Genomic DNA, 24,396 nt, shown 5'->3' on the forward strand with positions numbered 1-24,396 from the left:
GGGAGCAGGCGCGGGCGCGCGCGGGGGTCAGGGGCGGATGCGGCGGGCTTCGCGCTCGCACCAGGCGGTGAAGCCGCCGTAGGCGACGACCGCGCCGGCCACGAGCCCCAGGAACACCGCCGTCATCGGGCGCTCCCATTGCAGGTCGGTGGAGCGCAGCAGCAGCGACAGGCAGATCGCGGCCAGGCTCAGCAGCTGCGCCTGGAACAGGATGCGGAACGCGCTCCAGCGCCGGTCCCACAGCAGCGCGACGTTGACGACTCCGGTCAGGCTCAGCACCGCGCCGGTGACTCGGCCGGTAAGTGGCGTCAGCTCCCACGCCCAGAAGGATGCGGCGAATCCGGGGACGGCGAAGACCACGGCGCCGAAGGCGAACGCCGCCGCGCCGATGGCGGCCAGGCCCAGCGCGGCGAACCGCGGAACCTCCACGTCGACGGGGTCGGGACCGCGCTGCGCGTGGCGGCGCTGGATGATCGCGAGGACGACGACGGCGAAGGGGGTGGTGGCGTACAGCGTCATCCACACGGCGAACGACAGGTTCGGCGAGAACCGGTCGAGGTGCAGCAGCGTGGCCACCAGGAGCGCCCCGGCGAACACCGCGACGGCGGGGAATCCGTGCTGCACGCGGTGCCACCTGCGTTCCACGGCGACGCGCACGAAGAACCAGATGCCACCCACGTACGCCGACGCGAGGAGATAGGCCGACAGCGGCGGGTCGATCGCCCACGCGAACAGCTCGCCGGTGCGGTCGGGGACGACGTACAGCAGGAACGCCGCGACCACCAGGAACGGCAGGATCACGACGGCGACCACGCGGGTCGCGCGCAGCACGACGTCGTCGCGCGTGGGTGCGCCGGTTCGATGATCGGCGGTGTCAGTGGGCGACCGCATCCAGAACCTCCCGTGGTGACAGAGTGCCGCCGCGCGCGACGGCGGCATCGAGCAGGGGGCCGGCTCCGTCGTCGGCGAGGGTCTCGAAGGCGGGGGCGTACAGGTCGAGCTGGCCGGCGTCGGTGGTGCCCGTCCGCCGGCGGGCGGCGGCTGCGGCGCCCAGCATGAGGCCGGCGTCTTCGACGTCGCCCTTCACGGCGGCCACGGCGGCGCGGCCCTCCAGGCCGTAGGCGATGCCCTCGTCGTGACCGAGCGCCAGGGATGCGTTCAGGCTCTCGGTGAAGTCGGCCTCGGCGCCGTCGACGTCGCCGAGGGCCAGGCGCGCCCAGCCCCGGTGGTGCTGCGCGATGACGATGCCCAGGCGCTCGCTGTTGGCCGAGGCCAGCGCGAGACTGCGCTCGAAGCGGTCGAGCGCGGTGGTGGTGTCGCCCAGCAGCAGATCCAGCCGGCCCATGGGCACGAGGGCCATCGCCTCGCCCCACTGATCCGCGGCCGCGGCGAACCCGTCGATCGCGTGCGTGAGCACCGCCTGCGCACCGGCGACATCGGGTCCCTCGCGACGGGCCAGGAGAGCCAGTCCGAGCGACAGTCGCGCCAGAGCCGCGCCGCGTGCATCGCCGGCCTCTTCGAACAGATCCGCGGCGCGCGTGAGGCCGGGGATCACGTCGACATCGGGATGCTGCCAGAACGTGATGGCGTGCGCGTAATAGTTCGCCACCGCCTCCGTCCATGGGCTGAGAGCGACGCCCTCCGCCTCCGCGCGGCTCAGCACCTCCGCCATGCGCGCCTGCTGGGCGCCCAGCATCCCGCTCAGCCACGCGTAGAGGTACAGCGCCCACGCCATCCGCGCCGCCTCGTCGAAGCGTGAGGCGTCGATGAGTGCGCGCAGCACCGCCGACAGGTTCTCCGTCTCGGCGTCCAGCCGCAGGAGCCACGCGGGCTGGGTCGAGCCGTTCATGTCATGTGCCGCGGTCTCCGCCAGCGACGCGTAATGCCGGATCCAGCGCTCCCGCACGGTGTCGGGGTACGCCATCTCGCTCGCGTAGGCGCGCACGAGCGTCAGCATCGCGAACACCCGCACGCCTCGCCGTTCCTGCTGCTGGAGGAGGCTCGCGTCAACGAGCGCGTCCAGTACGGGTTCCGCATCCACCGTGGGGAGGCCCTCGAGCACCGACTCGGCCGCGGCGCGCGTGAAGGGCCCCGCGAACACCGCGAGCGCGGCCAGGGCGGCCTGCGCGTCGTCGTCGAGCAGACGCACGCTCCACTCGATGGTGCTGCGGATGGTGCGCTGGCGCGTGGGCAGGTCGCGGGCGCCGTCGACCAGCAGCGACAGCGCCGACCCCAGTCGCTCGAGGATCTCCTGGGGAGTGTGCGACCGCATCCGTGCCGCGGCCAGTTCGATGGCCAGCGGCAGTCCATCCAGAGCGCGGCAGATCGCGGCGATCGTCGGCGCGTCGGCCGCGGTGAGGCGGAACCCGGGCAGCACCGCGGAGGCCCGCTCGACGAACAGCGCGACGGAGGCGCTCGCCTCGATCGCGGCGAGGCCATCGTCCTCGCCCGGGGCGCGGAGCGGTGCCAGGGCGTAGACCCGCTCGGCGCGCAGGCGCAACGGCGACCGGCTCGTCACCAGGACCGTGAGCCGGGGGAGGGCCGTGAGCAGCCGGACGAGGGAGTCGGCGGCATCCAGGACGTGCTCCATGTTGTCGAGCACGAGCGTGTAGTCGCGTCCGTCCAGCGCGGCGATCAGCGCGGCTTCCAGCGGCCGGTCGCCGCCGTCGCGCACCCCCACCGCCCGCGCGACGGCGGGGAGGACCTCCTCGGGCGAGCCGACGGATTCCAGCAGGGCGAAGGCCACTTCGCCGCCGTCCGCGGCGATGGCCGAGGCCACCTCGATCGCCAGCCGCGACTTGCCGATGCCGCCGGGGCCCACGAGCGTGACGACGCGCGCGGCGGGGGAGCGCAGCATCCGCAGGATCTCGTCGCGGTCGTGGGCGCGGCCGATGATCGGATTGAAACTGCTCGGGATGCCGGTGCCCGCGACGGCCGGCGGTGGCGGCGGGGCGGGGACGACCGAGGCGCGGGCCGCCGCGTCGAAGCGGTCGGCGAGCAGGGTCGACAGGTCGTTGGTGACGAGTTCGCGCAGCTCCGCCGGATCGTGGAAGGACTTGTACGACACGCGGTCGTCGTCGCGGATGCGGGCCAGCAGCGCCGAGAGGCGCTCCTCGCGCTGCGGGGCCGGCGCCTTGATGTAGATGAGTGACGGCATGTCGCCGGAGAGGCGGTACTCGTCTTCGAGGCCGGAGATCTCCTCCCCTGGCCCGATCCAGCCGTAGCTCTGCCAGTAGATGCCGAGGAAGATGTCGCTCTGGTCGAGGTAGGACCGGTACAGCGACCGCGGCGGATGCGGACGGGCGCCGAGTTCGAACATGACGGGGGCCAGGCGCAGCCCTTCCACGGCCTCGCGCGCGGCGGCTCGTTCGGGCTGGAGTTCTCCGAGGGTCGAGCTGACGAAGACGCGGAGTCGCTGGTCGGGTGTCCTGATCGGATCGGGCGCCATGAGGGCCAACTTCCGGGCTCGGGTGTTCGCGATTCCAGGGTAGCGCGGGCCGCGGCGCTGCGGGCAGGCGGCGAGTGCGGAGCCCGGGGTAGCATGGGCGCGTGCCCGCCGAGACCGCCGCGCCGTCGCTGAGCCCGTACCGCGAGATCGACCGATCCGACTGGGCGCGACTGGCCGCGGGGATGCTGCAGCCGCTCACCGAGACCGAAGTCGTGCAGCTGCGGGGCCTCGGGGATCGGCTCGACGTCCGCGAGGTGCACGAGGTCTATCTACCCCTCAGCCGGCTGCTGAGCCTGTATGCGAAGGCGACCAAGCGGCTCGGAGCGGACACCGCATCCTTCCTCGGTGAGCAGGACGTCACGACCCCGTTCGTCATCGGCGTGGCCGGGTCGGTGGCGGTGGGCAAGTCGACCATCGCGCGGCTGCTGCGCGAGCTCATGAGCCGCTGGGCCGACACCCCGCGCGTGGAACTCGTCACCACCGACGGGTTCCTCTACCCCAACGCCGAACTCGAGCGCCGCGGCCTCATGGACCGCAAGGGCTTCCCCGAGTCGTACGACAGGCGTGCGCTGGTCGAGTTCCTGCGCGAGGTCAAGAGCGGCGCCGCCGAGGCTCGCGCACCGTTCTATTCGCACATGCGGTACGACATCATGCCCGACGCGCACGTCACCGTCCGCCGGCCCGATGTCGTGATCGTCGAGGGCCTCAACGTGCTGCAGCCCCCGCCCGCGCCCAACGACGTCGCCGTGAGCGACCTGTTCGACTTCTCCATCTACGTCGACGCCGATGCCGCCCACGTCGAGCAGTGGTACGTCGAGCGATTCCTGGCCATGCGCAAGGGCGCCTTCAGCAACCCGAACTCGTATTTCCGCGTGTTCGCCGACATCAGCGACGACGAGGCGGTCGAGCGCGCCCTCGGCTACTGGCGCGACATCAACCTGCCGAACCTGCTGGAGAACGTGCTGCCCACCCGGCATCGGGCGACCCTCGTGCTGCAGAAGGCCGCCGACCACACCGTCGAGCGCGTCCGGCTCCGCAAGCTCTAGGCCCGCGGCCGCGGTTCAGCGGCCGCGCTTGCCGTGGACGGCCGGCACCGAGGCGAAGTACTGCGCGACGGCGAACGCCATCCCCAGCCCGCCGAGCCCGAACGCCACCCGCGCCGAGGTGGCCGTGGGGCGCCGGCGCAGCAGCGCGGCACCGGCGAGGTTCATCGCCGCCCACACGATGTTCGCGGCGGGGGAGGACAGCCCTCGGCCGGGCGGATCGGCGAACGGCGTCGGGAACGGCTGACCGCGCAGAGCGCTCACCGCGTGCGGCACCGCATTGACGGTGAGCGCGCCGGCGGCGACCTGGCGCAGGAATCGGGCAGCAGACATCCAGAGCTCCTCTTCTCGAGTGGCCCCGAGCGTATTCGCGCCCCGATTTCCCCGACCGGGGGTTGCGCCCGACAGCGCCGCCGGGTCAGGCGAGGGGATGCAGCGTGCCCGAGGACTCCCGGTAGCGCTCGCCGGTGGCGGGGCACACCCAGTCCTCGCCATCCTGGGACAGCGGCCGGCCCGCGCGGCCGACCCAGCCGATGCGGCGGGCGGGCACGCCGACCACGAGGGCGAAGTCGGGCACGTCCTTGGTCACGACCGCGCCGGCCGCCACGAGCGCCCACGCCCCTACGCGCACCGGCGCGATGCACACCGCGCGGGCGCCGATCGAGGCCCCCTCGCCGATCTCGACGCCGACAGCATCCCAGTCGTCCGCCGACTTCAGCTGCCCCTCGGGCGTGATCGCGCGCGGGTACTCGTCGTTGGTCAGCACCGCGGCCGGCCCGATGAAGACCCCCCGTGCCAGACGTGCAGGCTCGTACACGAGCGCGTAGTTCTGCAGCTTGCTGCCCTCGCCGATCTCCACGCCCGGTCCCACGTAGGCGCCGCGGCCCACGATGCAGTCGGCCCCGAGCACGGCGCCCTCGCGCACCTGGGCGAGGTGCCACACCTTGGTGCGCTCGCCCACCTGAGCCCCCTCGGCGACGTCGGCGGTGGCCGCGATGAACGGCTGATCGGTGTGCGAAACCATGGACACTCCTCTGCGCGCAGGCGGATCCGTGAAAATGCTCGTGCACGGCCCGCTCTAAACGCTATACTCGCGGCGGGGATACAGGCGACTCTGCACCGGTCACGGCGCGGACGTAGGCTGTCATGGATATCCGCCTTCGGGTGGACTGGGGTCCGCCGGGGGCGGAAAGCCCGCAGCGCTTGGGAGTGCGGCGGGTGGTCTGGGGAAAAATTGGGGTACTCGACGCTCGCCGTCGATCGGAAACGATCGACTCGCGCACGCATCATCGCGCTCGCCGTGCTGGGCGCTCTCGTCACGACGCTTCTCGTCGCGCCGGCTCCGGCGGCGCGGGCCACCGCGCCGAGCCCCTGCGGCCACGGCGTCAACCCGATCGAGTGCGAGAACCGCGAGCTCGGCACCGATCCCGACGTGTGGGACATCCAGGGTGCCGGCGACCCGACCATCCAGGGCTTCGCCACCGACATCAGCGTCAACGCGGGTTCGCGGATCGACTTCAAGATCGACACGGATGCCGCGGACTACGCCATCGACATCTACCGCACCGGCTGGTACCAGGGTCTGGGAGCGCGCCTCATCGACAGCGTCGAGCCATCGGCTCCGCTGCCGCAGGTGCAGGACGAATGTCTCTCCGACATCTCGACGGAGCTCTACGACTGCGGCACGTGGGACGTGTCGGCCTCGTGGGATGTCCCCGCCGATGCTGTCTCCGGCGTCTATGTCGCTCGCCTCGAGCGTGGTGACACCGGCGGTGCGAGCCACATCACATTCATCGTCCGGCGCGACGGCAACACCTCGGACGTGCTGTTCCAGACCTCCGACCCGACATGGCACGCGTACAACTCGTACGGTGGCTCGAATTTCTACCAGGGGGCGGCGAAGGGCCGCGCGCACAAGATCAGCTACAACCGTCCCTTCGCCACGCGCGGCGGCGTCGAGAAGCGCGACTTCTACTTCAGCTCCGAATACGCCACCGTCCGCTTTCTGGAGCGCAACGGCTACGACATGAGCTACATCGCGGGCGTCGACACCGACCGCCGCGGTGAGGAGCTTCTCAACCACAAGGTCTTCCTCTCCGTCGGTCACGACGAGTACTGGTCCGGCGCGCAGCGCGCCAACATGGAAGCTGCGCGCGACGCCGGCGTGAACCTGCAGTTCCTCGCCGGCAACGAGGGCTACTGGCGCACCCGCTACGAGCCGTCGACGGTCGGGGAGCAGGGCGACTACCGCACGCTCGTGTCGTACAAGGAGACGTGGGGCTGGGACAAGATCGACACCTCCAGCCCGGAGTGGACGGGTACCTGGCGCGACCCGCGCTACGCCGACGCCGCACAGGGCGGGCACCTGCCCGAGAACGAGCTCATCGGCACCATGTACATGGTCAACAGCGTGTACCTGCCCGTCACGGTGAATTCCGACGAGGGCAAGGCGCGACTGTGGCGGAACACCGACCTGGCCAATCTGGCGCCGGGGACGAGTGTCGAACTGGCCGACCAGACCGTCGGATACGAGTCGAACGAGGACATCGACAACGGCTTCCGCCCGGAAGGGCTCATCCGGCTGTCGACCACGGTCGGTGAGACGCGCGAGTACCTCCGCGACTACGGCAACACTGTTGGCGCCGGCACGACCACGCACCACCTCACCCTGTACCGGGCGGCCAGCGGTGCCCTCGTGTTCTCCGCCGGCAGCGTGCAATGGGGTTGGGGTCTCGACTCCACGCACGACGGCACACGCGTGGACACCGACCAGCGGATGCAGCAGGCGCAGGTGAATCTCCTCGCCGACATGGGCGCCCAGCCCGGATCGCTCATGACGGGGCTCGTGAGCGCAACCGCGAGTGTCGACACCATCGCGCCGGCGACGACGATCACCTCGCCGATCGCGGGGCAGACGGTGACGCACGGATCCACCGTCACCGTCACCGGCACCGCCAACGATTCCGGCGGACGCGTGGCCGGTGTCGAGGTGTCGACCGACGGCGGCGAGTCCTGGCATCCAGCCACGGGCACCACGCAGTGGAGCTACACCTACGTGCAGCAGGGCTACGCGGAGGCGAAGATCGTCGCCCGCGCCATCGACGACAGCGCGAACTTCTCGCAGACGGGCACGGCGATCGACTTGACCGTGACCGGGCCGTACACGGTCTTCGGTGCGGAGATCCCGGCTCTGGAGTCATCGAGCGACCCGGACGCGCTCGAGCTCGGATTGCGCATCACCCCGGAGGCGGACGGCTTCGTCACGGGTGTGCGCTTCTACAAGGGGGCCGGAAACGCGGGCACGCACACGGGCACGCTGTGGTCGGCTGACCAGGAGCGCATCGCGAGCGTGGTCTTCCGGGGCGAGTCGCCGACCGGCTGGCAGACCGCTCTGTTCGATGCTCCTGTCGCCGTGACCGCGGGGACGCCGTATGTCGTGTCGTACACGGCCCCGCAGGGCGGTTACGCCTACGTCGACAACTACTGGCCCTACCAGAACACCGCGAGCAGCCCCCTCGCGGTGGAACCCGGTGTGGGCGGCGCCAGCCCCGGTCTCCACGCGGCGGCCGGTGAATACCCCTGGCGCACCTCCGGCGACTCCAACTACTTCGTCGACGCCGTGTTCGAGCCGACCACGACGTCGCCCGTACGACTGGCCGCGCGCACTCCCGCCGCGGGCAGTGGCTCGGTGCCACCCGACACCGCCGTGACGGCCGTGTTCACGCGCGACGTCGAGGCGTCCTCGGTCGCGCTGTCTCTGACCAGCGTCGACGGCGGCCCGGTCGCCGGGACCATGTCGTACGACGCCGCCACGCGCGTCGTGCGCTTCACTCCGGCGGAGCCGCTCGCCGAACTGACCGACTACACGGTGACGATCGCTGCCACGCCGTCGGACGGAACGGCGTTCGAGCCGGGCGAGCCGTGGACCTTCCGCACCGCGCAGGCCATCGCGTCGGAGGGGCAGTGCCCCTGCTCGCTCTACACCGACCTCGACCGGCCGCTGATCTCCTCCGATGCCGACACGTCCAGCGTCACCGTCGGCACGCGCTTCACGGTCGCCGAGTCGGGCGTCGTCACCGGGATGCGGTTCTTCAAGGGCACGGCGAACCTCGGCACGCACACGGGGATGCTGTGGGATGCCGACGGCTTCGAACTCGGGCGCGTGACGTTCGCCGATGAAACCACCTCGGGGTGGCAGACCGCGGTGTTCGATCGCCCGATCGCCGTGGTCCCGGGGATGGAGTACACGGTTTCGTACATCGCGCCGTCCGGCCGCTACGCGGTGAGCCCGGGCGCATACGCCGATGGCTTCAGCCGTGGACCCCTGACCGTCTCCGCCCAGGGCGGCGCCTTCACCTACCAGGGCGGGTTCCCCGCCCGGACCTCCTCGTCGAGCTACTTCGTGGACGTCATCTTCGAGCGCGCGGCCACCGGCCCGGCGCTGGAGACGACGACGCCGCTCGCCGGCGCGACGGACGTGGCCGCCGGCACCGACATCACCGCGACGTTCGACACGGAGCTGACGACCGTGCCGGCGGTGACGGTCACCGCGGACGGAGCCCCTGTGGCGGGGGTCGCAACGCTCTCCACCGATGGCCGCACGGTGACGTTCGACCCGACGGAGGCATTGCCGGCCGGTGCCGACGTGGCCACCCGGATCTCCGGGATCACCGCGGGCGGGCAGACCGGTGTCGACCGCATGTGGTCCTTCCGGGTCCTGGCCGACGCATCACCGAGCTCGGTGAGCTTCTTCGGCTCCGCCTCGGTGGCCGGCCAGGCCGCCAACGACGGAACATCCGTCGAGTTGGGCATGGCGTTCACGACGTCGGTTCCGGGGCGGATCACGGCGCTGCGCTTCTTCAAGGCCCCAGGCGACACCGCTGCCCACACCGGAACGCTGTGGGGACCGAACGGAAATGCGCTGGCGACCGTGACGTTCGCCCACGAATCCCCCTCGGGATGGCAGCGCGCCGAACTCACGGCCCCGGTGTCGCTCGTGCCCGGCCAGACGTACACGGTCTCCTATCTCTCACCGCAGGGTCGCTACATCCACGCCCCCGATTTCTTCACGTCGCCGGTCTCCAGCGGTCCGCTCACCGCGGTGTCGCCGCGCAACGGCACGTTCCAGTACGGCCCCGGTGGTGTCATGCCCGAGTCCAGCTGGCGGTCGTCCAACTACTCCGTGGACGTGGAGTTCCGCCCCGGCGGCGGAGAAGAGCCCGTGCCGGTCGTCACGAGCAGGACACCCGTCGGTGACGGCGTCGATACGGATGCGGCCGTGAAGGCTGTCCTGTCGGTCGCGGCGCCGTCGCCCACGCTGGCGCTGATGGCCGGCTCGGAGCCGGTGCCCGGCACCTCGACGTACGACAGCGCCTCCCGCACGATCGGCTTCGCGCCCTCATCGGCCCTGGTGCCCGCGACGACCTATACGGCCGTCGTCCGCATCGGCGGTGAGGTGCTCGACCAGTGGACCTTCACCACCGCGGCGCCCGCGCTTCCGGGGGCGACCGACACGCTGTTCGGAAATGAGACTCCTGAGGTCGCGGCGACCACCGACACCGACCCGGTCGAAATCGGCACGGCGTTCACGGTGTCGCGTGCCGGCCACGTGTCGGCCCTTCGGTTCTTCAAGGGTCCCGGTAACACGGGGGAACACGTGGCGTCGCTGTGGGATGCGGCCACGGGGGAGCGGCTGACCTCCCTGACCTTCACCGACGAGAGTGCGGCGGGGTGGCAGCGCGCCGCCCTGGCCGAGCCGGTGCCGGTCACACCCGGGAAGACGTACATCGCGTCGTACTTTGCGCCGAACGGTCACTTCGCCATCACGCCGCAGTACTTCCGGTCGTCCGTGACCAGCGGCTACATCACGGCGCCCGGTGGCAGCAACGGACGCTTCCTCTACGGACCCACAGGCGGGATGCCGACGGGATCGTGGGGTGCGTCGGGCTACTTCGTGGATGCGGAGATCGTCTTCGGGGGCACCGGGACGCCGACGCCGACGCCGACGCCGACTCCGACTCCGACTCCGACTCCGACGCCGGAACCGTCTCCGACTCCTACGCCGTCTCCGACTCCTACGCCGGAACCGACTCCGACGCCGGAACCGTCTCCGACTCCGACTCCGACTCCGACGCCGGAACCGTCTCCGACGCCGACGCCGACGCCGACTCCGACCCCGACGCCGACGCCGACGCCGACTCCGACTCCGACGCCTACGCCGACGCCGACTCCGACTCCGACGCCGACGCCGACGCCGACTCCTACGCCGACGCAGCCCGGCGGTCCGGTCGCCGCGGTGAGCGGGTCGGCACCGGTGGCGGCAGCCCTCGACGTCTCGCCGACCACGACGGTGTCGGCCACCCTGAACCCTGCCCCCGCATCCGCCACGGTTGCGCTGCAGGGGCCGCTGGGTGCCGCGATCGCCGGGGAGACCGCGTACGACGCGGCCACGGGTGAGCTCGTCTTCACGCCGTCGGAGCCGCTGGCGTGGTCCACTGCCTACACCGTCACCGTCTCCTCGTCCGAGGGCGATATCAGCGGTGCGACGTGGACCTTCAGCACCGCGGCGGAGCCGGTGGTGGCGGATGTGCAGACGATCTTCGGTGACGGAACGCCGCAGCATCCCTGGTGGGCCGACTCCGATGCCGTCCAGGTGGCGACCCGCTTCACCGTCGACACGGCGGGGAACGCCACCGGTGTGCGGTTCTACAAGGGCGAGGCGAACACCGGGCAGCACACGGGGTACCTGTGGAACGCCGCCGGCGAGCGCATCGCCGAGGTCGAGTTCGTCGACGAGACGGCGGACGGATGGCAGACCGCCCAGTTCGCTGCACCGGTCCCGCTCCTGGCGGACACGGAGTACCGCGTGGGCCTCTACAGCACGACCGGCCGATACGCCGTCGACCTGGGCACGCTGGCGTTCGAGACGCGCGTCGGACCGTTCACGATCCCGGGCCACGGGAGCGCCTTCACCTACGGCCGGGGGTATCCGGCCGAACTCACGATCCACAACTACTGGGTCGACATCACGTTCGACGGCGCCGGCTGACGGCCCGTCGTTCATCTGGGGAATCACAACGTGGATTGGGGAATCCGTGACCGACCGTAAGAACATCGCCGTCATCGGCGCTGGATATTGGGGACCGAACCTGGCGCGGAACTTCCGCAACAGCAACGACTGGAACCTGGCCGCGATCTGCGACCTCGACATCGATCGCGCTCGCCGGGTGGCGGAAAGCGTCGGCGGCGCGCCGATCATGACGAGCCTCGCCGACGTGCTGAGCGACCCGCTCATCGACGCGATCGCGATCGCGACGCCGGCCGGCACGCATCACCGCATCGTGATGGCCGCGCTGGATGCAGGCAAGCACGTCATCGTCGAGAAGCCGCTGGCCGACAGCCGTGCGGCGGGCAGGGAAATGGTGAGCCGCGCCGCCGAGCGGGGTCTGGTGCTGATGGCCGACCACACCTACTGCTACACGCCGGCGGTGCTGAAGATCCGCGAGCTCATCTCCGAGGGGTTCCTCGGAGACATCCTGTTCGTCGACAGCGTCCGCATCAACCTCGGTCTCATCCAGCCCGACGTCGACGTGTTCTGGGACCTGGCGCCGCACGACCTCTCCATCATGGACTTCGTCCTGCCCGGCGGACTCGATGTCACGAGCGTTTCCGCGCACGGCGCCGACCCGCTTCAGACCGGCAAGGCATGCGTGGGCTACCTCGCCATGCCGCTGGCCGGCGGCGCCATGGCGCACGTGCACGTCAACTGGCTCAGCCCCACGAAGATCCGGCAGATGGTCATCGGCGGCACCAAGCGCACGCTGGTGTGGGACGACCTCAACCCGCAGCAGCGGGTGAGCGTCTACGACCGGGGCGTCGATATCGCCGAGGTGTCCAAGGCCACCACCACCGATGCGCGCTCCGCGCACATCTCGTACCGCCTGGGTGACACCTGGGCTCCGGCCCTGGCCGAGGGCGAAGCGCTCGCCGGCGTCGCGACCGAGTTCGCCGCCGCCATCCGCGAAGGCCGACCGGCGCGCACGGACGGGGAAGCCGGCCTGCGGGTGCTGTCGGTACTCGAGGCGGCGAACGAGAGCCTGAACGGCTTCGGCGCACCGCAGCAGACCACCACGCGCGTTGCCGCGTAGTTCACGACTTCACAGGGGAGAGATTCGAATGGTGAACATCCACAATGCCGACGTGCTGGTCACGGGCGGCGCAGGGACGATCGGGTCGACGCTCGTCGACCAGCTGGTCGCGGCCGGGGCGGGACGCGTCCAGGTGCTCGACAACCTCGTGCGCGGTCGCCGTGCCAACCTCGACGAGGCGCTGGCAACCGGCCGCGTCGAACTCATCGACGGCGACATCCGTGACGCGGGCCTCGTCGACGAGCTCGTCGCGGGCAAGGACATCGTGTTCCATCAGGCCGCCATCCGCATCACGCAGTGCGCGGAGGAGCCGCGCCTCGCGCTCGAGGTGCTCGTGGACGGTACGTTCAACGTTGTCGAATCCGCCGCTCGTCATCGCGTCGGCAAGCTGGTGGCCGCATCCAGCGCGTCCGTCTACGGCATGGCGGAGGAGTTCCCGACGGGTGAGCGCCACCACCACCACAACAACGACACGCTCTACGGTGCAGCCAAGTCGTTCAACGAGGGACTGATCCGCAGCTTCCGCGCCATGCAGGGGCTCGACTACGTCGTCCTGCGCTACTTCAACGTGTACGGACCCCGCATGGATGTGCACGGCCTGTACACCGAGGTGCTCGTGCGGTGGATGGAGCGGATCGCCGACGGCCAGCCGCCGCTCATCTTCGGCGACGGCCAGCAGACGATGGACTTCGTCTGCGTGCCCGACATCGCGCGGGCGAACCTCCTCGCTGCCGAGAGCGACATCGTCGAGGGCGTCTACAACATCGCCAGCGGTACCGAGACGAGCCTGCTCGGCCTCGCCGAGGCGCTCCTGCGGGCGATGGACTCCGACCTCGATGTCGAGCATGGTCCGGAGCGCGCCGTGAACGGCGTGGTCCGCCGCCTCGCCGACACCGAGGCCGCCCGCCGCGATCTGGGCTTCGAGTCGCGGATCGAGCTGGAAGAGGGCCTTCGGATGCTGGTCGACTGGTGGCGTCCGCTGCGCGACGAGATCGGCCTCGGCCGGACGGTGGTGGCGGCATGAGCGTCCTTCAGCAGTCGCGCATCAACGTGATGACCCCGTGGCTGGGCGCCGACGAAGTCGCCGCGGTGACCGCGGTGATCGAGTCCGGATGGGTCGCACAGGGCCCCAAGGTCGCCGAGTTCGAGTCGGCCTTCGCGCAGGCCATGCAGACAACGGAGGCCGTGGCGGTGTCGAACTGCACCACGGCCCTGCACCTCGCCCTCGTCGTGGCCGGCATCGGACCGGGAGACGACGTGGTCGTCCCCTCCTTCTCCTTCATCGCCACATCGAACGCACCCACCTATGTGGGTGCGCGTCCCGTGTTCGCCGACGTCGATGCGCAGACGGGCAACGTCACGGCCGAAACGGTGAGCGCGGCGCTGACGCCCGAGACGCGGGCCGTCATCGTGGTCGACCAGGGCGGAATCCCCGTCGACCTCGACGCGGTGCGCGCAGTGTGCGAGCCCCTCGGCATCGTGGTGATCGAGGATGCGGCGTGCGGAGCCGGCTCCACCTACAAGGGGCGCCCGGTGGGAGCCGGCGCGGAACTGGCCGCGTGGTCCTTCCACCCGCGCAAGATCCTCACCACCGGCGAGGGCGGCATGCTCACCACGAGCAATCCGAAGTGGGCGGCACGGGCCCGTGCGCTCCGCGAGCACGCGATGAGCATCTCCGCCGCCGATCGGCACGCCAGCCTGGTGTCGCCGCCGGAAGAGTACGCCGAGATCGGGTACAACTTCCGCATGACCGACCTGCAGGCCGCCGTCGGCATCGTGCAGCTGTCGAAGCTGCCCGAGGTCGTCGGACGCCGCCGGGTCAACGCCGCGCGCTACCGGCGCGAGATCGAAGACATCCGTGGCCTGCGTCTCGTGGACGACCCGGAATGGGGAACCAGCAACTTCCAGTCCCTGTGGGTCGAGGTGGACGCGTCCTATCCGCTCGACCGCGAGCAGCTTCTCGTCGCGCTCGCCGACGCCGGCATCTCGGCGCGGCGAGGCATCATGGCCGCGCACCGGCATGCGCCGTACCGGCACCTTGCGTCGGAGGGGACGCTCCCCGTCACCGAGCGGCTCACCGACCGGACGCTCATCCTTCCGCTGTTCCACACGCTCACCACCGCCGATCAGGACCGCGTGATCGCGGTGCTGCGCAATCCCGGAGGGTGACCGTGGCGGGAGAGGGAGTGCTGCTCGTGGGGGCGAGCGGCCTCGCACGCGAGGTACTGGCGGCGGGGATGACCGGCGTGGCCGGCATCCTGGATGACGATGTGTCGCTGCACGGCACCGAGATCGCCGGCGTGCCCGTGGTCGGCCCGGTCGCGGACGCCGCGGCCGGGAACGAGCAGCTCCTCGTGTGCATCGGACCCAGCGGCACCCGCCGTGAGGTGGTGCGCCGGCTCGGCCGGTTGGGTGTCGCGGCCGAGCGCTACGCGACGTATGTCGCGCGGTCGGCGCGGATGGGGACCACGAGCGACGTCGGGTCGGGCAGCATCCTGCTCGACGGTGTCGTGGTGACGGCAGACGCGCGGCTGGGCCGCCATGTGGTGGTCATGCCGAATTGCGTCATCACCCACGATGCCGTCTTGGAAGACTTCACCACACTGACCTCCGGGGTCGCGTTGGCGGGCGGTGTGCGGATCGGGGAAGCCGCGTACATCGGAATGAATGCGGCGGTGCGGCAGGGGTTGTCGATCGGTGCCGCCGCGACGGTGGGGATGGGAGCAGCAGTGCTCTCCGATGTCCCCGCCGGTGAAATCTGGGCCGGTGTCCCGGCCCGACGACTGGGGGTAACGAAATGACCGAGAACGTGCCATTCCTGGATCTGTCCGCGCAGCAGGCGGAGATCATCGACGAGGTGCTGCCGAAGTGGCGCGAGCAGTTCCGCTCCGCCGCATTCATGGGCGGCCCCGAGATCGCCGGCTTCGAGCAGGAGTACGCCGCCTACCTCGGCGTGAACTGCGTGGTCGGGGTCTCCAACGGCACCGACGCCCTCGAACTGGCGTACCGCGCCGTCGGCGTCGGCCCCGGTGACGAGGTCATCATGCCGGCCAACACGTTCATCGCCACCGCTGAGGCCGCCTCACGTATCGGCGCCGTCCCGGTGTTCGTCGACGTCGAGGACGAGTACCTCCTCATCGACCCCGATGCCGTCGCGGCGGCCGTCACCGAGCGCACACGCGCCATCGTGCCGGTGCACCTGTTCGGTCAGACCGCCCCGGTCGAGCTGCTCGCTCCGATCGCCGAGCGCTACGGCATCCCGATCATCGAAGACGCCGCGCAGTCGCAGGGTGCCGCTTCGGCCGCGGGCCGTGCCGGTTCGCTCGGCCGGGTCGCGGCAACGAGTTTCTATCCGGGCAAGAACCTGGGCGCGGCCGGCGACGGCGGTGCCGTCATGACGGACGACCCCGAACTCGCGCGGACCGTCCGGGACATGGCGGCCCACGGCAGCGCCACGAAGTACGTGCACCACCGGGTGGGGTTCAACGCCCGTCTCGACGCGGTGCAGGCCACCGTGCTGCGGGCGAAGCTCCGCCGCCTGGATGCGTGGAACTCCTCGCGCCAGGAGGCAGCGGCCTGGTACGGGCAGATCCTCAGCGGGATCGAGGGCGTCCGGCTCCCGTCGGTGCGACCGGGGAACTCCGACGTGTGGCACCTCTACGTCATCCGGGTGGAGGAGCGCGACCGCGTGCTCGCAGAGCTGACCGCCGACGGCATCGGCGCCGGCATCCACTATCCGACGCCCGTGCACCTCACCGAGGCGTACGCCCACCTGGGGTACCAGCGCGGACAGTTCCCCGTGGCCGAGGCCGCGGCGGACCGCATCCTCTCGCTGCCGATGTTCCCGCACCTGCTCGAGGAGCAGCAGGAGCGGGTCGCCGCGGCGTTGTCCACAGCGATGAGTCGCGCCCTCGTTCCGGTGGCCTGAGTGAGCACCGCGACGCGGCGGCCTTCGATCGTCACACCGCCCGGTGCGCGGCGCGCCCTCGTGTGGAGCTTCGCGAACACGGCCTTCGGAAAGTTCGGCACCCTCCTCATCTCGATCCTGATCGCGCGCGTGCTCGGTCCGGAGGAGTTCGGGACGTACGCCGTCGCGCTCGTCGCGCTCATGGCGGTCCTGAGCGTCAACGAGCTCGGCGTCAGCCTGGCCATCGTGCGCTGGGAAGAGGATCCTCGGACGATCGCCCCCACGGTCACGACCATCTCGGTCGCCGCGAGCCTCATCTTCTTCGGGGTCGCCTACGCCGCGACGCCGGCTTTCACCGCCGCCATGGGCGACCCGCAGGCCACCGACGTCGTACGGCTCATGCTCGTGTGCGTGCCCCTGAACGGACTGGTCGCCACGGCAGCGGCGCTGCTCCAGCGCGAGTACCAGCAGGGGCGCCGCACCGCCGCCGACCAGGTGAACATCTGGCTCGGCGCGGGAATCTCGGTCGCGCTCGCGCTGACCGGGTTCGGGGCGATGAGCCTCGCCATCGGACGCGTCGTGGCCACGGTGGTGTTCTCCATCATGCTGCTGGTGTTCTCACCGCTCCCGCTGCGCTTCGGCTGGGATCGCACCTACGCCGGCGCACTGCTCCGATTCGGTCTGCCGCTGGCCGGCGCGAGCATCGTCGTCTTCGCGGTGGGCTACTCCGACCAGCTGGTCGTGGGTGCGGTTCTCGGGGCTCAGGCGCTCGGGTTCTATCTCCTCGCGTTCAACCTGGCGTCGTGGCCGGTGAGCATGCTGTCGCAGCCCGTGCGCGCCGTCGCGCCGGCCGCGTTCGCGCGCATCCAGAACGATCCGGAGCGGATGGACGCGGGTTTCCGTGCCGCCTTCCGGCTCCTGCTCGTGGTCGCCCTCCCGGTGTGCGCGTTCGTGGCGGGCGCCGCGTTGCCGATCGTGACCTTCGTCTACGGGGAGGTGTGGGCGCCGGCGGCCCTCGCGCTGCAGTGGCTCGCCCTGCACGCGGTGCTGCGGATCGCGTTCGAGCTCGCGTACGACTTCCTCGCGGTGCGGCGCCGCTCGAGCACCCTGATGGTCATCCAGATCATCTGGGTGCTCGCGCTCATTCCGGCGCTCCTGGTCGGCGCCAACCTGGGTGGGATGCAGGGAGTCGCCATTGCGCAGCTCGCCGTCGCAGCCGTCGTGCTCGTCGGATGCTACGCCTGGGCGCTGTCGCGCGCGGGCGTCCACGTCGGGGCACTGGTCCGCACGTCGATCGTTCCGGTCCTCGGCGGTGTCGTGGCCGGTGTCGGTGCGCTTCTGGCCGCACACCTGATCGAGCTCGACCTCCTGGCCGCACTGGCCGCAGGGACGTTCGCGCTCGCGGTGATCGCGGGCACCCTCGCGTTGTCCCGTGAGAGCATGCGCGTCCTCCGACCCGACGTGGTCGCGGCGGAGGAGGCGTCATGAGGATCGTCGTCTACCCCCACGAGCTGGGGATGGGTGGCAGCCAGCTGAACGCCGTCGAACTCGCCGGCGCGGTACGCGATCTCGGTCACGACGTCCTGGTCTTCGGCCGGCGAGGGGCGCTCGTTGAGCGCGTGGAGGAACTGGGTCTCGAGTTCGTCGAGGCGCCGCCGCCCGGCAAGCGTCCCTCTCCGTCCACGGCACGCGCCCTGCGGGCGCTCGTCCAGGAGCGCGCCGTCGACCTGGTGCACGGGTACGAGTGGCCGCCCACCCTCGACGCGGTGCTCGCGTTCCCGGGTGGCCGCCATACCGCCATCGTGTCGACCGTCATGTCGATGTCGGTGCCACCCTTCATCCCGCGGTCGATCGACCTGGTGGTCGGCACCGAGCAGATCGCCGACGCCGAGCGCCGGAGCGGTCGCGCTCGAGTGTCCGTCATCGAGCCTCCTGTCGACCTCGCCCACAATCACCCGACCTCCGGCGACGCTTCCGCGTTCCGGGCGGCGCATCAGCTCGACCTGCACGCGCTCACGGTGGTCTCGGTCGCGCGGTTCGCGCGGGAGCTGAAGCTCGAAGGCACCCTCACCGCCATCGAGGTGATCGGCCGGCTGGCGCGCAGCACGCCCGTGCAGCTCGTACTCGTCGGTGACGGTCCGGCCCGCGACGACGTCGCACGCGCCGCCGCGGCGGCGAACGCCGTCGCAGGCCGGCGTGCCGTCGTCCTCACGGGGCAGCTCGACGACCCGCGCCCGGCCTACGCCGCCGCCGACATCGCCCTCGGCATGGGCGGGTCGGCGTTGCGTGCCCTCGCGTTCGGGGCGCCGCTCATCGTGCAGGGCGAGCAGGGGTTCTGGCGCACGTGCGAACCCTCGTCGCTCGACCAGTTCCTCTGGACCGGATGGTACGGGGTGGGGGAGGGGACGCACGTCGGCGCCGCTGCCTTCGACGCCGCACTGTCTCCGCTCCTCACCGATGCGGCGCGTCGAGCAGAACTGGGCGCGTTCGGGCTCACCGTGGTCCGCGAGCGGTTCTCCTTGACGCGAGCGGCCGAGGTGCAGGCAGGCATCTATGCCGAGGCCGCCTCGTCGCCCGCGTCGTACGCGCGTGCGTCCGAGGCCGCGGCCTATGCGCGCTACGCCCGCTATTACGGGGCGAAGCGGGTGCGCCGTGCGCTGGGCCGCGAGTCGATGGACGATTTCAACGCCAAACCCGTCGCCGGGCGGGGAACCCGATGATGCGACGCACCCCGCTCGTCTGGTCGGCGGGCGTCGCGTGGAACGAGACGGCCGGAACCGACCGACGCATCGTCGAGGAGATCGCGCGCCTTCGTGCCGTGTGGTGGATCGACCCGCCGCAGCCGCTCGGGCGGCCCGCCGCGCCCGCGGACGGCGTCGAGACCGAGGTGCCCGGCGTCCTCCGACTGGGAGTCACGGCGCCTCCGGCGCTCACGCGGTGGCCGATGAGGCTCGCCACCGACGCGCTGCGGGGCATGGCGCTGGCTCGCGCCGTGCGCCGCAGCGGGGCGTCGGCCGTCGTGGTGGCCAACCCGCTGGCGCGCTTCCGCGGCGCCGGCGGCGTCGCGCGCGTGCTCTACGTGACCGACGACTGGGTCGCCGGTGCTCCGCTGATGCAGCTGCCCCGCGGCGCCATCATGCGCGGCTTGCGCCGCAATCGCCGGGAGGCCGACATCGTCGCCGTCGTCAGCCCCGCGCTCGCGCTCGCCGCCGCTGACGTGGTGCTGCCGAACGGCACGGCGGCGATGGATGCGACGGTGCAGGGTACGCGGCAGCCGATCGCCGGGATCGTGGGTCAGCTCAACGAACGTCTCGACCTCGACCTGCTGGAAGCGCTGCCGGGGGCCGGGATCCGCGTGCGCGTGGTCGGGCCGCGGGCCGACCACGACCCCTCCTTCGGCGAGCGACTCGACGGGTTCCTGGCGCATCCGCTCGTCGACTGGCGCGGCCGGGTTCCGGCGGCGGCGGTGGCGGGCCACCTCGCCGAGATCTCGGTGGGACTCACGCCGTACGCCGACACCGACTTCAACCGCGCGAGCTCGCCGCTGAAGACGTTCGAGTATCTCGCCGCCGGAGTGCCCGTGGTCTCCAGCGACCTGCCCGCCTCCCGCTGGCTCGACACCCCTCATGTCGCGGTGACCCAGACGCCCGACGAGTTCCTCGGCGCGGTTCGGGGATTCGTCGGGCGTGGGGCGGACGAGGCCGGCGACGCGGCCCGGCGCGCGTTCGTCGCATCGCACACGTGGCAGCGCCGGGCCGAGGATTTCCTCGATCTCGTGGATCGCGCGGAGGCACGCGCTACTGTTCGGGTAGGGGGTGCACGATGACGTTCCGGGACCTCATCGCCGCGCTGGCCCGACGATGGTACGTGCTCGTCGCGACAGCGGCGGCCGCAGCGCTCCTGACGGTCCTGTTCATCCAGGACGGCGGGGTGTACTCCACCAAGACGGTGGTGACCTTCACCCTGCCCGCAGCGAGCACCCTCGAGGCCGACAACGGGTCCAAGGACGCCAGCGTCATCGCTTTCGCCGGTGCCGTGGCGACCGAGATCAACCGAGGGCGCCCGACGCCGCGGTACTCCAGTGGCGACGCGCCGTTCTACGGCGCCGGCGTCCGTGAGGGCGTGCTCGTCAGTCTCCGCGACGACGGCAGCCAATGGGCGCCGAACTATGGGTCCGCGATCATCGACATCCAGATCGTCGGCCGCACCGAGGCCTGGGTCTTCGAGCAGCAGAGTCGCGTCCTGACGCAGATCGGCCAGGTCGTCGACGCGCAGCTGGGCGCGGCGACGGCTGCGGCAGACGAGCGCATCGCCGCCCACGTCGAACCTCTCACCATGCGCATCGATTTCATTGCTCCGTCGCGGACCGCCCAGCTGGCGGCCTTCGCGACGATGTCCGTCGCGGCACTCCTGGCCGGAGGGTGGGGGGCCGTCACCTTCGACCTGCTCGCCCGGCGCAGAACGCACCGGCACGCCGCACTCATCTTGTCCAAAGGGGTAACCGCATGAATCTTGCAGAAACGTTCCGTGGTCTGATCAGACGCTGGTACATCGTGCTACCGGGCATCCTCCTGGCCGCCGTCGCCGGGGTGTACACGTGGTCGGTGACCGAGCCGGCGTACGAGCGCACGGCCACGCAGATCCTGCTCCCGGGCATGGGCACGCTGCCGGAGGAGGCGACGAACCCCTACCTCTACCTCGGCGGTCTGCCCTCCGCCGCGGACGTGATCGTGCGCGCCGTCGGGGCGGAGGACGCCCTCCGCGACATCGTGGAAGAACACCCCGGGTCCGAGGTCGAAGTGACGCGCGACCCCACGACATCCGGTCCGGTCATCCTCATCAAGGTCACAGCACCCAGTGACGCGGCCGCGGGACAGATCATCGACGAGATGGTCCAGCGCACCGCCACCATCCTCGCCGACCTCCAGGGTGCGCAGGGCGTGCCGGCGGACGACGCCATCACGGTGACGCCGATCGCAGTGGACCAGGTCAGCCAGCCGCAGCAGCGCGACCGTATCGTGCTGAGCGCCGCGGTCGCCGCCGGTGGGATACTCCTCGTCCTCCTCATCGCCAGCGCGGTGGACGGACTCGTCACCCGCTCGCGACGAGACGGACGCGGCGGGCGCGGCGGCCCGCGGGACGGCGACGACGACGCACTCGTGCACGACGAAGACGATGCGTTGACGGGCGCCGGGCCCGTCGGAGCTCGAGACGGTTCGCCGGAGCCGCAGGTCGCAGCCGGCGACCACGTCAACACGGCGGGAAGCCTGTCCGAGCCCAAGCCCGAGCCCGCGTCCGCGGTCGAGGACCGCAGCGCCGAGGGCGGCGACGTTTCGCCGACCGCGTCCGTCGCGCCGTCCGAGCCGGACGACGACGCGGACGAGAACGTCGATGCTCCGTCCCCGACGCCCGCCGCGCCGGCCAAGGACGCTGCCGCGCCGCGCCGTCCCGCCAAGGCCGCGAACCGGCACAAGCCCCGGCCCGTCGCCGCCCGCCGCGGGTGAGCCCGAGCAGCCTGATGACCCTCGAACGCTCCATCGCACCGCCGGTCGAGGCGTGGCGCCATCGCGGGTTCACCGCGCCCCGGGGCGTCACGGCGACCACCATGATCACGGTGTACCTCGTGCTGCTGTTCGCCGTCCCCTCCAACGTGACACTCGGACCGCTCGGTTCGGTCGGCCGCCCCGCGCTGCTCTGGGGCATCCTGCTTCTGGTGTGGTGGGTGCTGTCGCGGCTGCAGCAGCGCACCGTCGATGCTCGCCCGGTCTGGCAGCCCATCCGGTTCGCGTACGCCGCACTCGTGGTGGTCGCACTCGTGGCGTTCGCCGCCGCGATGCTGCGCGGTCAGCCCGCCGATCAGGTCTCCCCGGCGATCACCGCCCTGCTTCGGCTCATGTCGTGGGGCGGTGTGCTGCTCGTGGCGATGGACGGGGTGCGCACGTACTACGAAGCGACACGGCTGGTGCGGTGGCTCGTGGTCGTCGCGGCCCTGGCATCGGTCCTGGGTCTGGCGCAGTCGTTCACCGGTTCGAGCCTGCTCGACTGGGTGCGCAGCTTCCCCGGTGTCTCCGTCGACCTCGGCGGGGTCGACAGCCGCGGCGACTTCACGCGCGCCTCGGGGACCGCGACGCATCCGCTCGAGTTCACCGCATCCATCGTGGGCGTCCTCCCGCTGGCGATCGCCACCGCCATCGCGGGCGGATATCGCTCGGCCACGCGCCGGCAGGCGCTGCTGTGGTGGACGCCGGTGGCTCTCATCGCGCTCGTGTCGATGCTCGCCGTCTCACGGTCGGCCCTCATCGGGCTCGTCGTCGCCGTCGTCGCCTCGGTGCCCGGGCTGCCCAAGGCATACCGCTGGGTCATCGGGGTCGCCGGGCTGTGCGGTTCGATGATCGTCATCGCGGCCGTGCCCGGTCTGTTCGGGACGGTGCTGTCGCTGTTCACGAACGCAGCGGGCGACCCGAGTGCGCTTTCCCGCACGAACGCCCTGGCACGGGTGCCGGAGTTCATCGGCGCGTCACCGCTCATCGGTCAGGGCTTCGGGACCTTCCTTCCCCGCTATTACATCTTCGACAACCAGTGGGTGCTCATCGCCATCGAGCTGGGCATCCTCGGGCTGGTGTGCTTCACCGCGCTGATCGTGGCGGCGATGTGGAGCGCGATCCGCGCCAGCCGGCGCTCGCCCTACGGCGAGACCCGCACGCTCGCGCGGTCGATCGCCGCATCCGTGGCCACCCTGGCGGCGCTGTTCCTCTTCTTCGACGGCCTGAGCTTCCCGATCTCGGCAGGGCTGTTCTTCCTGGTGATGGGGCTCACCGCGGCGATCCGGACGATCGGCGAGGCCGACAAGGCCCTGTTCGACGCCGATACGCGTCTGCAGGGGCTGCTCGATAAGGATCCCCGAGGTGGGGCGCCGGCGGCGGGCGGCGGCGCCGGCAGGACCACCGGCCAGGGCAGGAAGGTCCAGGATGAGCGTTGACGGCGGTGTGCGCACCATGGAGATCGTCACCCCCAGCTACCGGCCCGACCTGGAGCTGTGCCATGACCTGGTCCACAGCATCCGGGCCTTCGCGCGCCAGCCGGTCACGCATCGGCTGATCGTTCCCTCCGGCGACGTCGACGCCTTCTCGTCCCTCGTGTCGGACACCGTGCGCGTCGAGCGGGTGCGGGACGTGCTGCCGCGGGGGCTCATCAAGATCCCCGGTGCGAACATGTGGGGCAACGTGCGCGAGCCGTGGCCGCCCGTGCGGGGCTGGATCGCACAGCAGATCGTGAAGCTCGCCGCCACGGCGGCCAGCGATGCCGATGCGGTGCTCCTGGTCGACTCGGATGTCGTGTTCACGCGGCCGTTCGATCTCTCCACCTACGCGCCCGAGGGTCGAGTGCCGCTGTACCGTCTTCCCGGCGCCGTGGACGGGCGCCTTCCGCGGCACATGATGTGGGACTCGGTCGCGCGCCGGATGCTGGGGATCCCCCCATCCTCGGAAGCCACGCGCCCCGACTACATCTGCTGGCCGTGCCTGTGGCGCCCGGCATCCGTGCGCGAGATGTTCGCGCGGGTCGAGCACGTCACCGGGCGGCCGTGGTGGGCAGCGATCGCCCGTCAACTGCACTTCTCCGAGATGGTGCTGTACGGCGTGTTCATCGACGAGATCGCGGGAGCCGCCGGCCACACGGACGACATGCACTGCGTGAACCACTCCGATGAGTCACCGCTGGGTGGCGCAGAGCTCGAGGAGTTCCTGCGCGGGGCGGCCCCCACCGACGTCGCGGTGATGGTGTCAGCCAAGTCGGGCACCGCCCTGGACGAACGACGCCGCGCGCTCCGAGCGTTCCGCTGACCTCACCTCC

Annotated in this window: 18 protein-coding genes; 14 read left to right on the forward strand and 4 right to left on the reverse strand. The window is 71.1% G+C overall.

The features are described 5' to 3' along the window. Positions 1-27: 27 nt before the first annotated feature. Both F6J85_RS03070 and F6J85_RS03075 read right to left on the reverse strand, forming a co-directional pair. Entirely contained in the window at positions 28-891 is an 864-nt protein-coding gene (locus F6J85_RS03070) for a hypothetical protein (protein WP_191906727.1), read from the reverse strand. Beyond that, positions 875-3,448: a DUF4062 domain-containing protein gene (locus F6J85_RS03075; protein WP_150923779.1), complete on the reverse strand. Its 2,574-nt coding sequence runs from the start codon at positions 3,446-3,448 to the stop codon at positions 875-877. Before F6J85_RS03075 ends, F6J85_RS03070 begins: the two co-directional genes overlap by 17 nt. Before the next feature lie 101 nt (positions 3,449-3,549). Here F6J85_RS03075 and coaA point away from each other — a divergent pair, with 101 nt between their 5' ends. Continuing rightward, entirely contained in the window at positions 3,550-4,494 is a 945-nt protein-coding gene (gene coaA / locus F6J85_RS03080) for a type I pantothenate kinase (RefSeq protein ID WP_150923780.1), read from the forward strand. A 15-nt stretch (positions 4,495-4,509) separates the two neighbouring features. Here the strand turns inward: coaA and F6J85_RS03085 are convergent, their stop codons facing one another. Both F6J85_RS03085 and F6J85_RS03090 read right to left on the reverse strand, forming a co-directional pair. After that, positions 4,510-4,824, reverse strand: coding sequence for a hypothetical protein (locus F6J85_RS03085; RefSeq protein WP_150923781.1), 315 nt, complete (start codon positions 4,822-4,824; stop codon positions 4,510-4,512). An 85-nt stretch (positions 4,825-4,909) separates the two neighbouring features. Beyond that, entirely contained in the window at positions 4,910-5,515 is a 606-nt protein-coding gene (locus F6J85_RS03090) for an acyltransferase (RefSeq protein WP_150923782.1), read from the reverse strand. A 276-nt stretch (positions 5,516-5,791) separates the two neighbouring features. On the opposite strand from F6J85_RS03090, the gene F6J85_RS18130 reads away from it, so the two are divergent. The 13 genes from F6J85_RS18130 to F6J85_RS03155 are packed head-to-tail and all read left to right on the forward strand — an operon-like array spanning position 5,792 to position 24,386. After that, a complete protein-coding gene (locus tag F6J85_RS18130; RefSeq protein WP_150923783.1) occupies positions 5,792-11,539 on the forward strand; it encodes a DUF4082 domain-containing protein in 5,748 nt (1,915 codons plus the stop codon). Positions 11,540-11,585: 46 nt separating this feature from the next. Further along, a complete protein-coding gene (locus tag F6J85_RS03100; RefSeq protein WP_150923784.1) occupies positions 11,586-12,638 on the forward strand; it encodes a Gfo/Idh/MocA family protein in 1,053 nt (350 codons plus the stop codon). Between the two features lie 28 nt (positions 12,639-12,666). Beyond that, a complete protein-coding gene (locus F6J85_RS03105; protein ID WP_150923785.1) occupies positions 12,667-13,662 on the forward strand; it encodes an NAD-dependent epimerase/dehydratase family protein in 996 nt (331 codons plus the stop codon). Beyond that, positions 13,659-14,807, forward strand: a complete 1,149-nt coding sequence (locus F6J85_RS03110; RefSeq protein WP_150923786.1) for a DegT/DnrJ/EryC1/StrS family aminotransferase — start codon at positions 13,659-13,661, stop codon at positions 14,805-14,807. Before F6J85_RS03105 ends, F6J85_RS03110 begins: the two co-directional genes overlap by 4 nt. Before the next feature lie 2 nt (positions 14,808-14,809). Then, on the forward strand, positions 14,810-15,439 hold the full coding sequence (locus F6J85_RS03115) for a NeuD/PglB/VioB family sugar acetyltransferase (RefSeq protein ID WP_150923787.1): 630 nt from the start codon (positions 14,810-14,812) through the stop codon (positions 15,437-15,439). Next, on the forward strand, positions 15,436-16,566 hold the full coding sequence (locus F6J85_RS03120) for a DegT/DnrJ/EryC1/StrS family aminotransferase (protein WP_150923788.1): 1,131 nt from the start codon (positions 15,436-15,438) through the stop codon (positions 16,564-16,566). Before F6J85_RS03115 ends, F6J85_RS03120 begins: the two co-directional genes overlap by 4 nt. Further along, on the forward strand, positions 16,567-18,033 hold the full coding sequence (locus F6J85_RS03125) for an oligosaccharide flippase family protein (RefSeq protein ID WP_202980867.1): 1,467 nt from the start codon (positions 16,567-16,569) through the stop codon (positions 18,031-18,033). Next, positions 18,030-19,265: a glycosyltransferase family 4 protein gene (locus F6J85_RS03130; RefSeq protein WP_150923789.1), complete on the forward strand. Its 1,236-nt coding sequence runs from the start codon at positions 18,030-18,032 to the stop codon at positions 19,263-19,265. The genes F6J85_RS03125 and F6J85_RS03130 overlap by 4 nt, the downstream gene beginning before the upstream one ends. Continuing rightward, positions 19,265-20,371 carry a glycosyltransferase family protein gene (locus F6J85_RS03135; protein ID WP_191906729.1) on the forward strand — a complete coding sequence of 369 codons (1,107 nt, stop codon included), beginning with the start codon at positions 19,265-19,267 and terminating at the stop codon, positions 20,369-20,371. Before F6J85_RS03130 ends, F6J85_RS03135 begins: the two co-directional genes overlap by 1 nt. Continuing rightward, entirely contained in the window at positions 20,368-21,054 is a 687-nt protein-coding gene (locus F6J85_RS03140) for a hypothetical protein (RefSeq protein WP_150923791.1), read from the forward strand. The genes F6J85_RS03135 and F6J85_RS03140 overlap by 4 nt, the downstream gene beginning before the upstream one ends. Then, entirely contained in the window at positions 21,051-22,049 is a 999-nt protein-coding gene (locus tag F6J85_RS03145; RefSeq protein WP_150923792.1) for a YveK family protein, read from the forward strand. The genes F6J85_RS03140 and F6J85_RS03145 overlap by 4 nt, the downstream gene beginning before the upstream one ends. A gap of 14 nt (positions 22,050-22,063) precedes the next feature. Beyond that, positions 22,064-23,524, forward strand: coding sequence for an O-antigen ligase family protein (locus F6J85_RS03150; RefSeq protein WP_150923793.1), 1,461 nt, complete (start codon positions 22,064-22,066; stop codon positions 23,522-23,524). Further along, complete coding sequence (locus F6J85_RS03155; protein ID WP_202980868.1) at positions 23,514-24,386, forward strand: DUF6492 family protein; 873 nt, start codon at positions 23,514-23,516, stop codon at positions 24,384-24,386. The genes F6J85_RS03150 and F6J85_RS03155 overlap by 11 nt, the downstream gene beginning before the upstream one ends. Positions 24,387-24,396: the final 10 nt, after the last annotated feature.

It is taken from the genome of Microbacterium lushaniae (assembly GCF_008727775.1).
GTDB lineage: Bacteria > Actinomycetota > Actinomycetes > Actinomycetales > Microbacteriaceae > Microbacterium > Microbacterium lushaniae.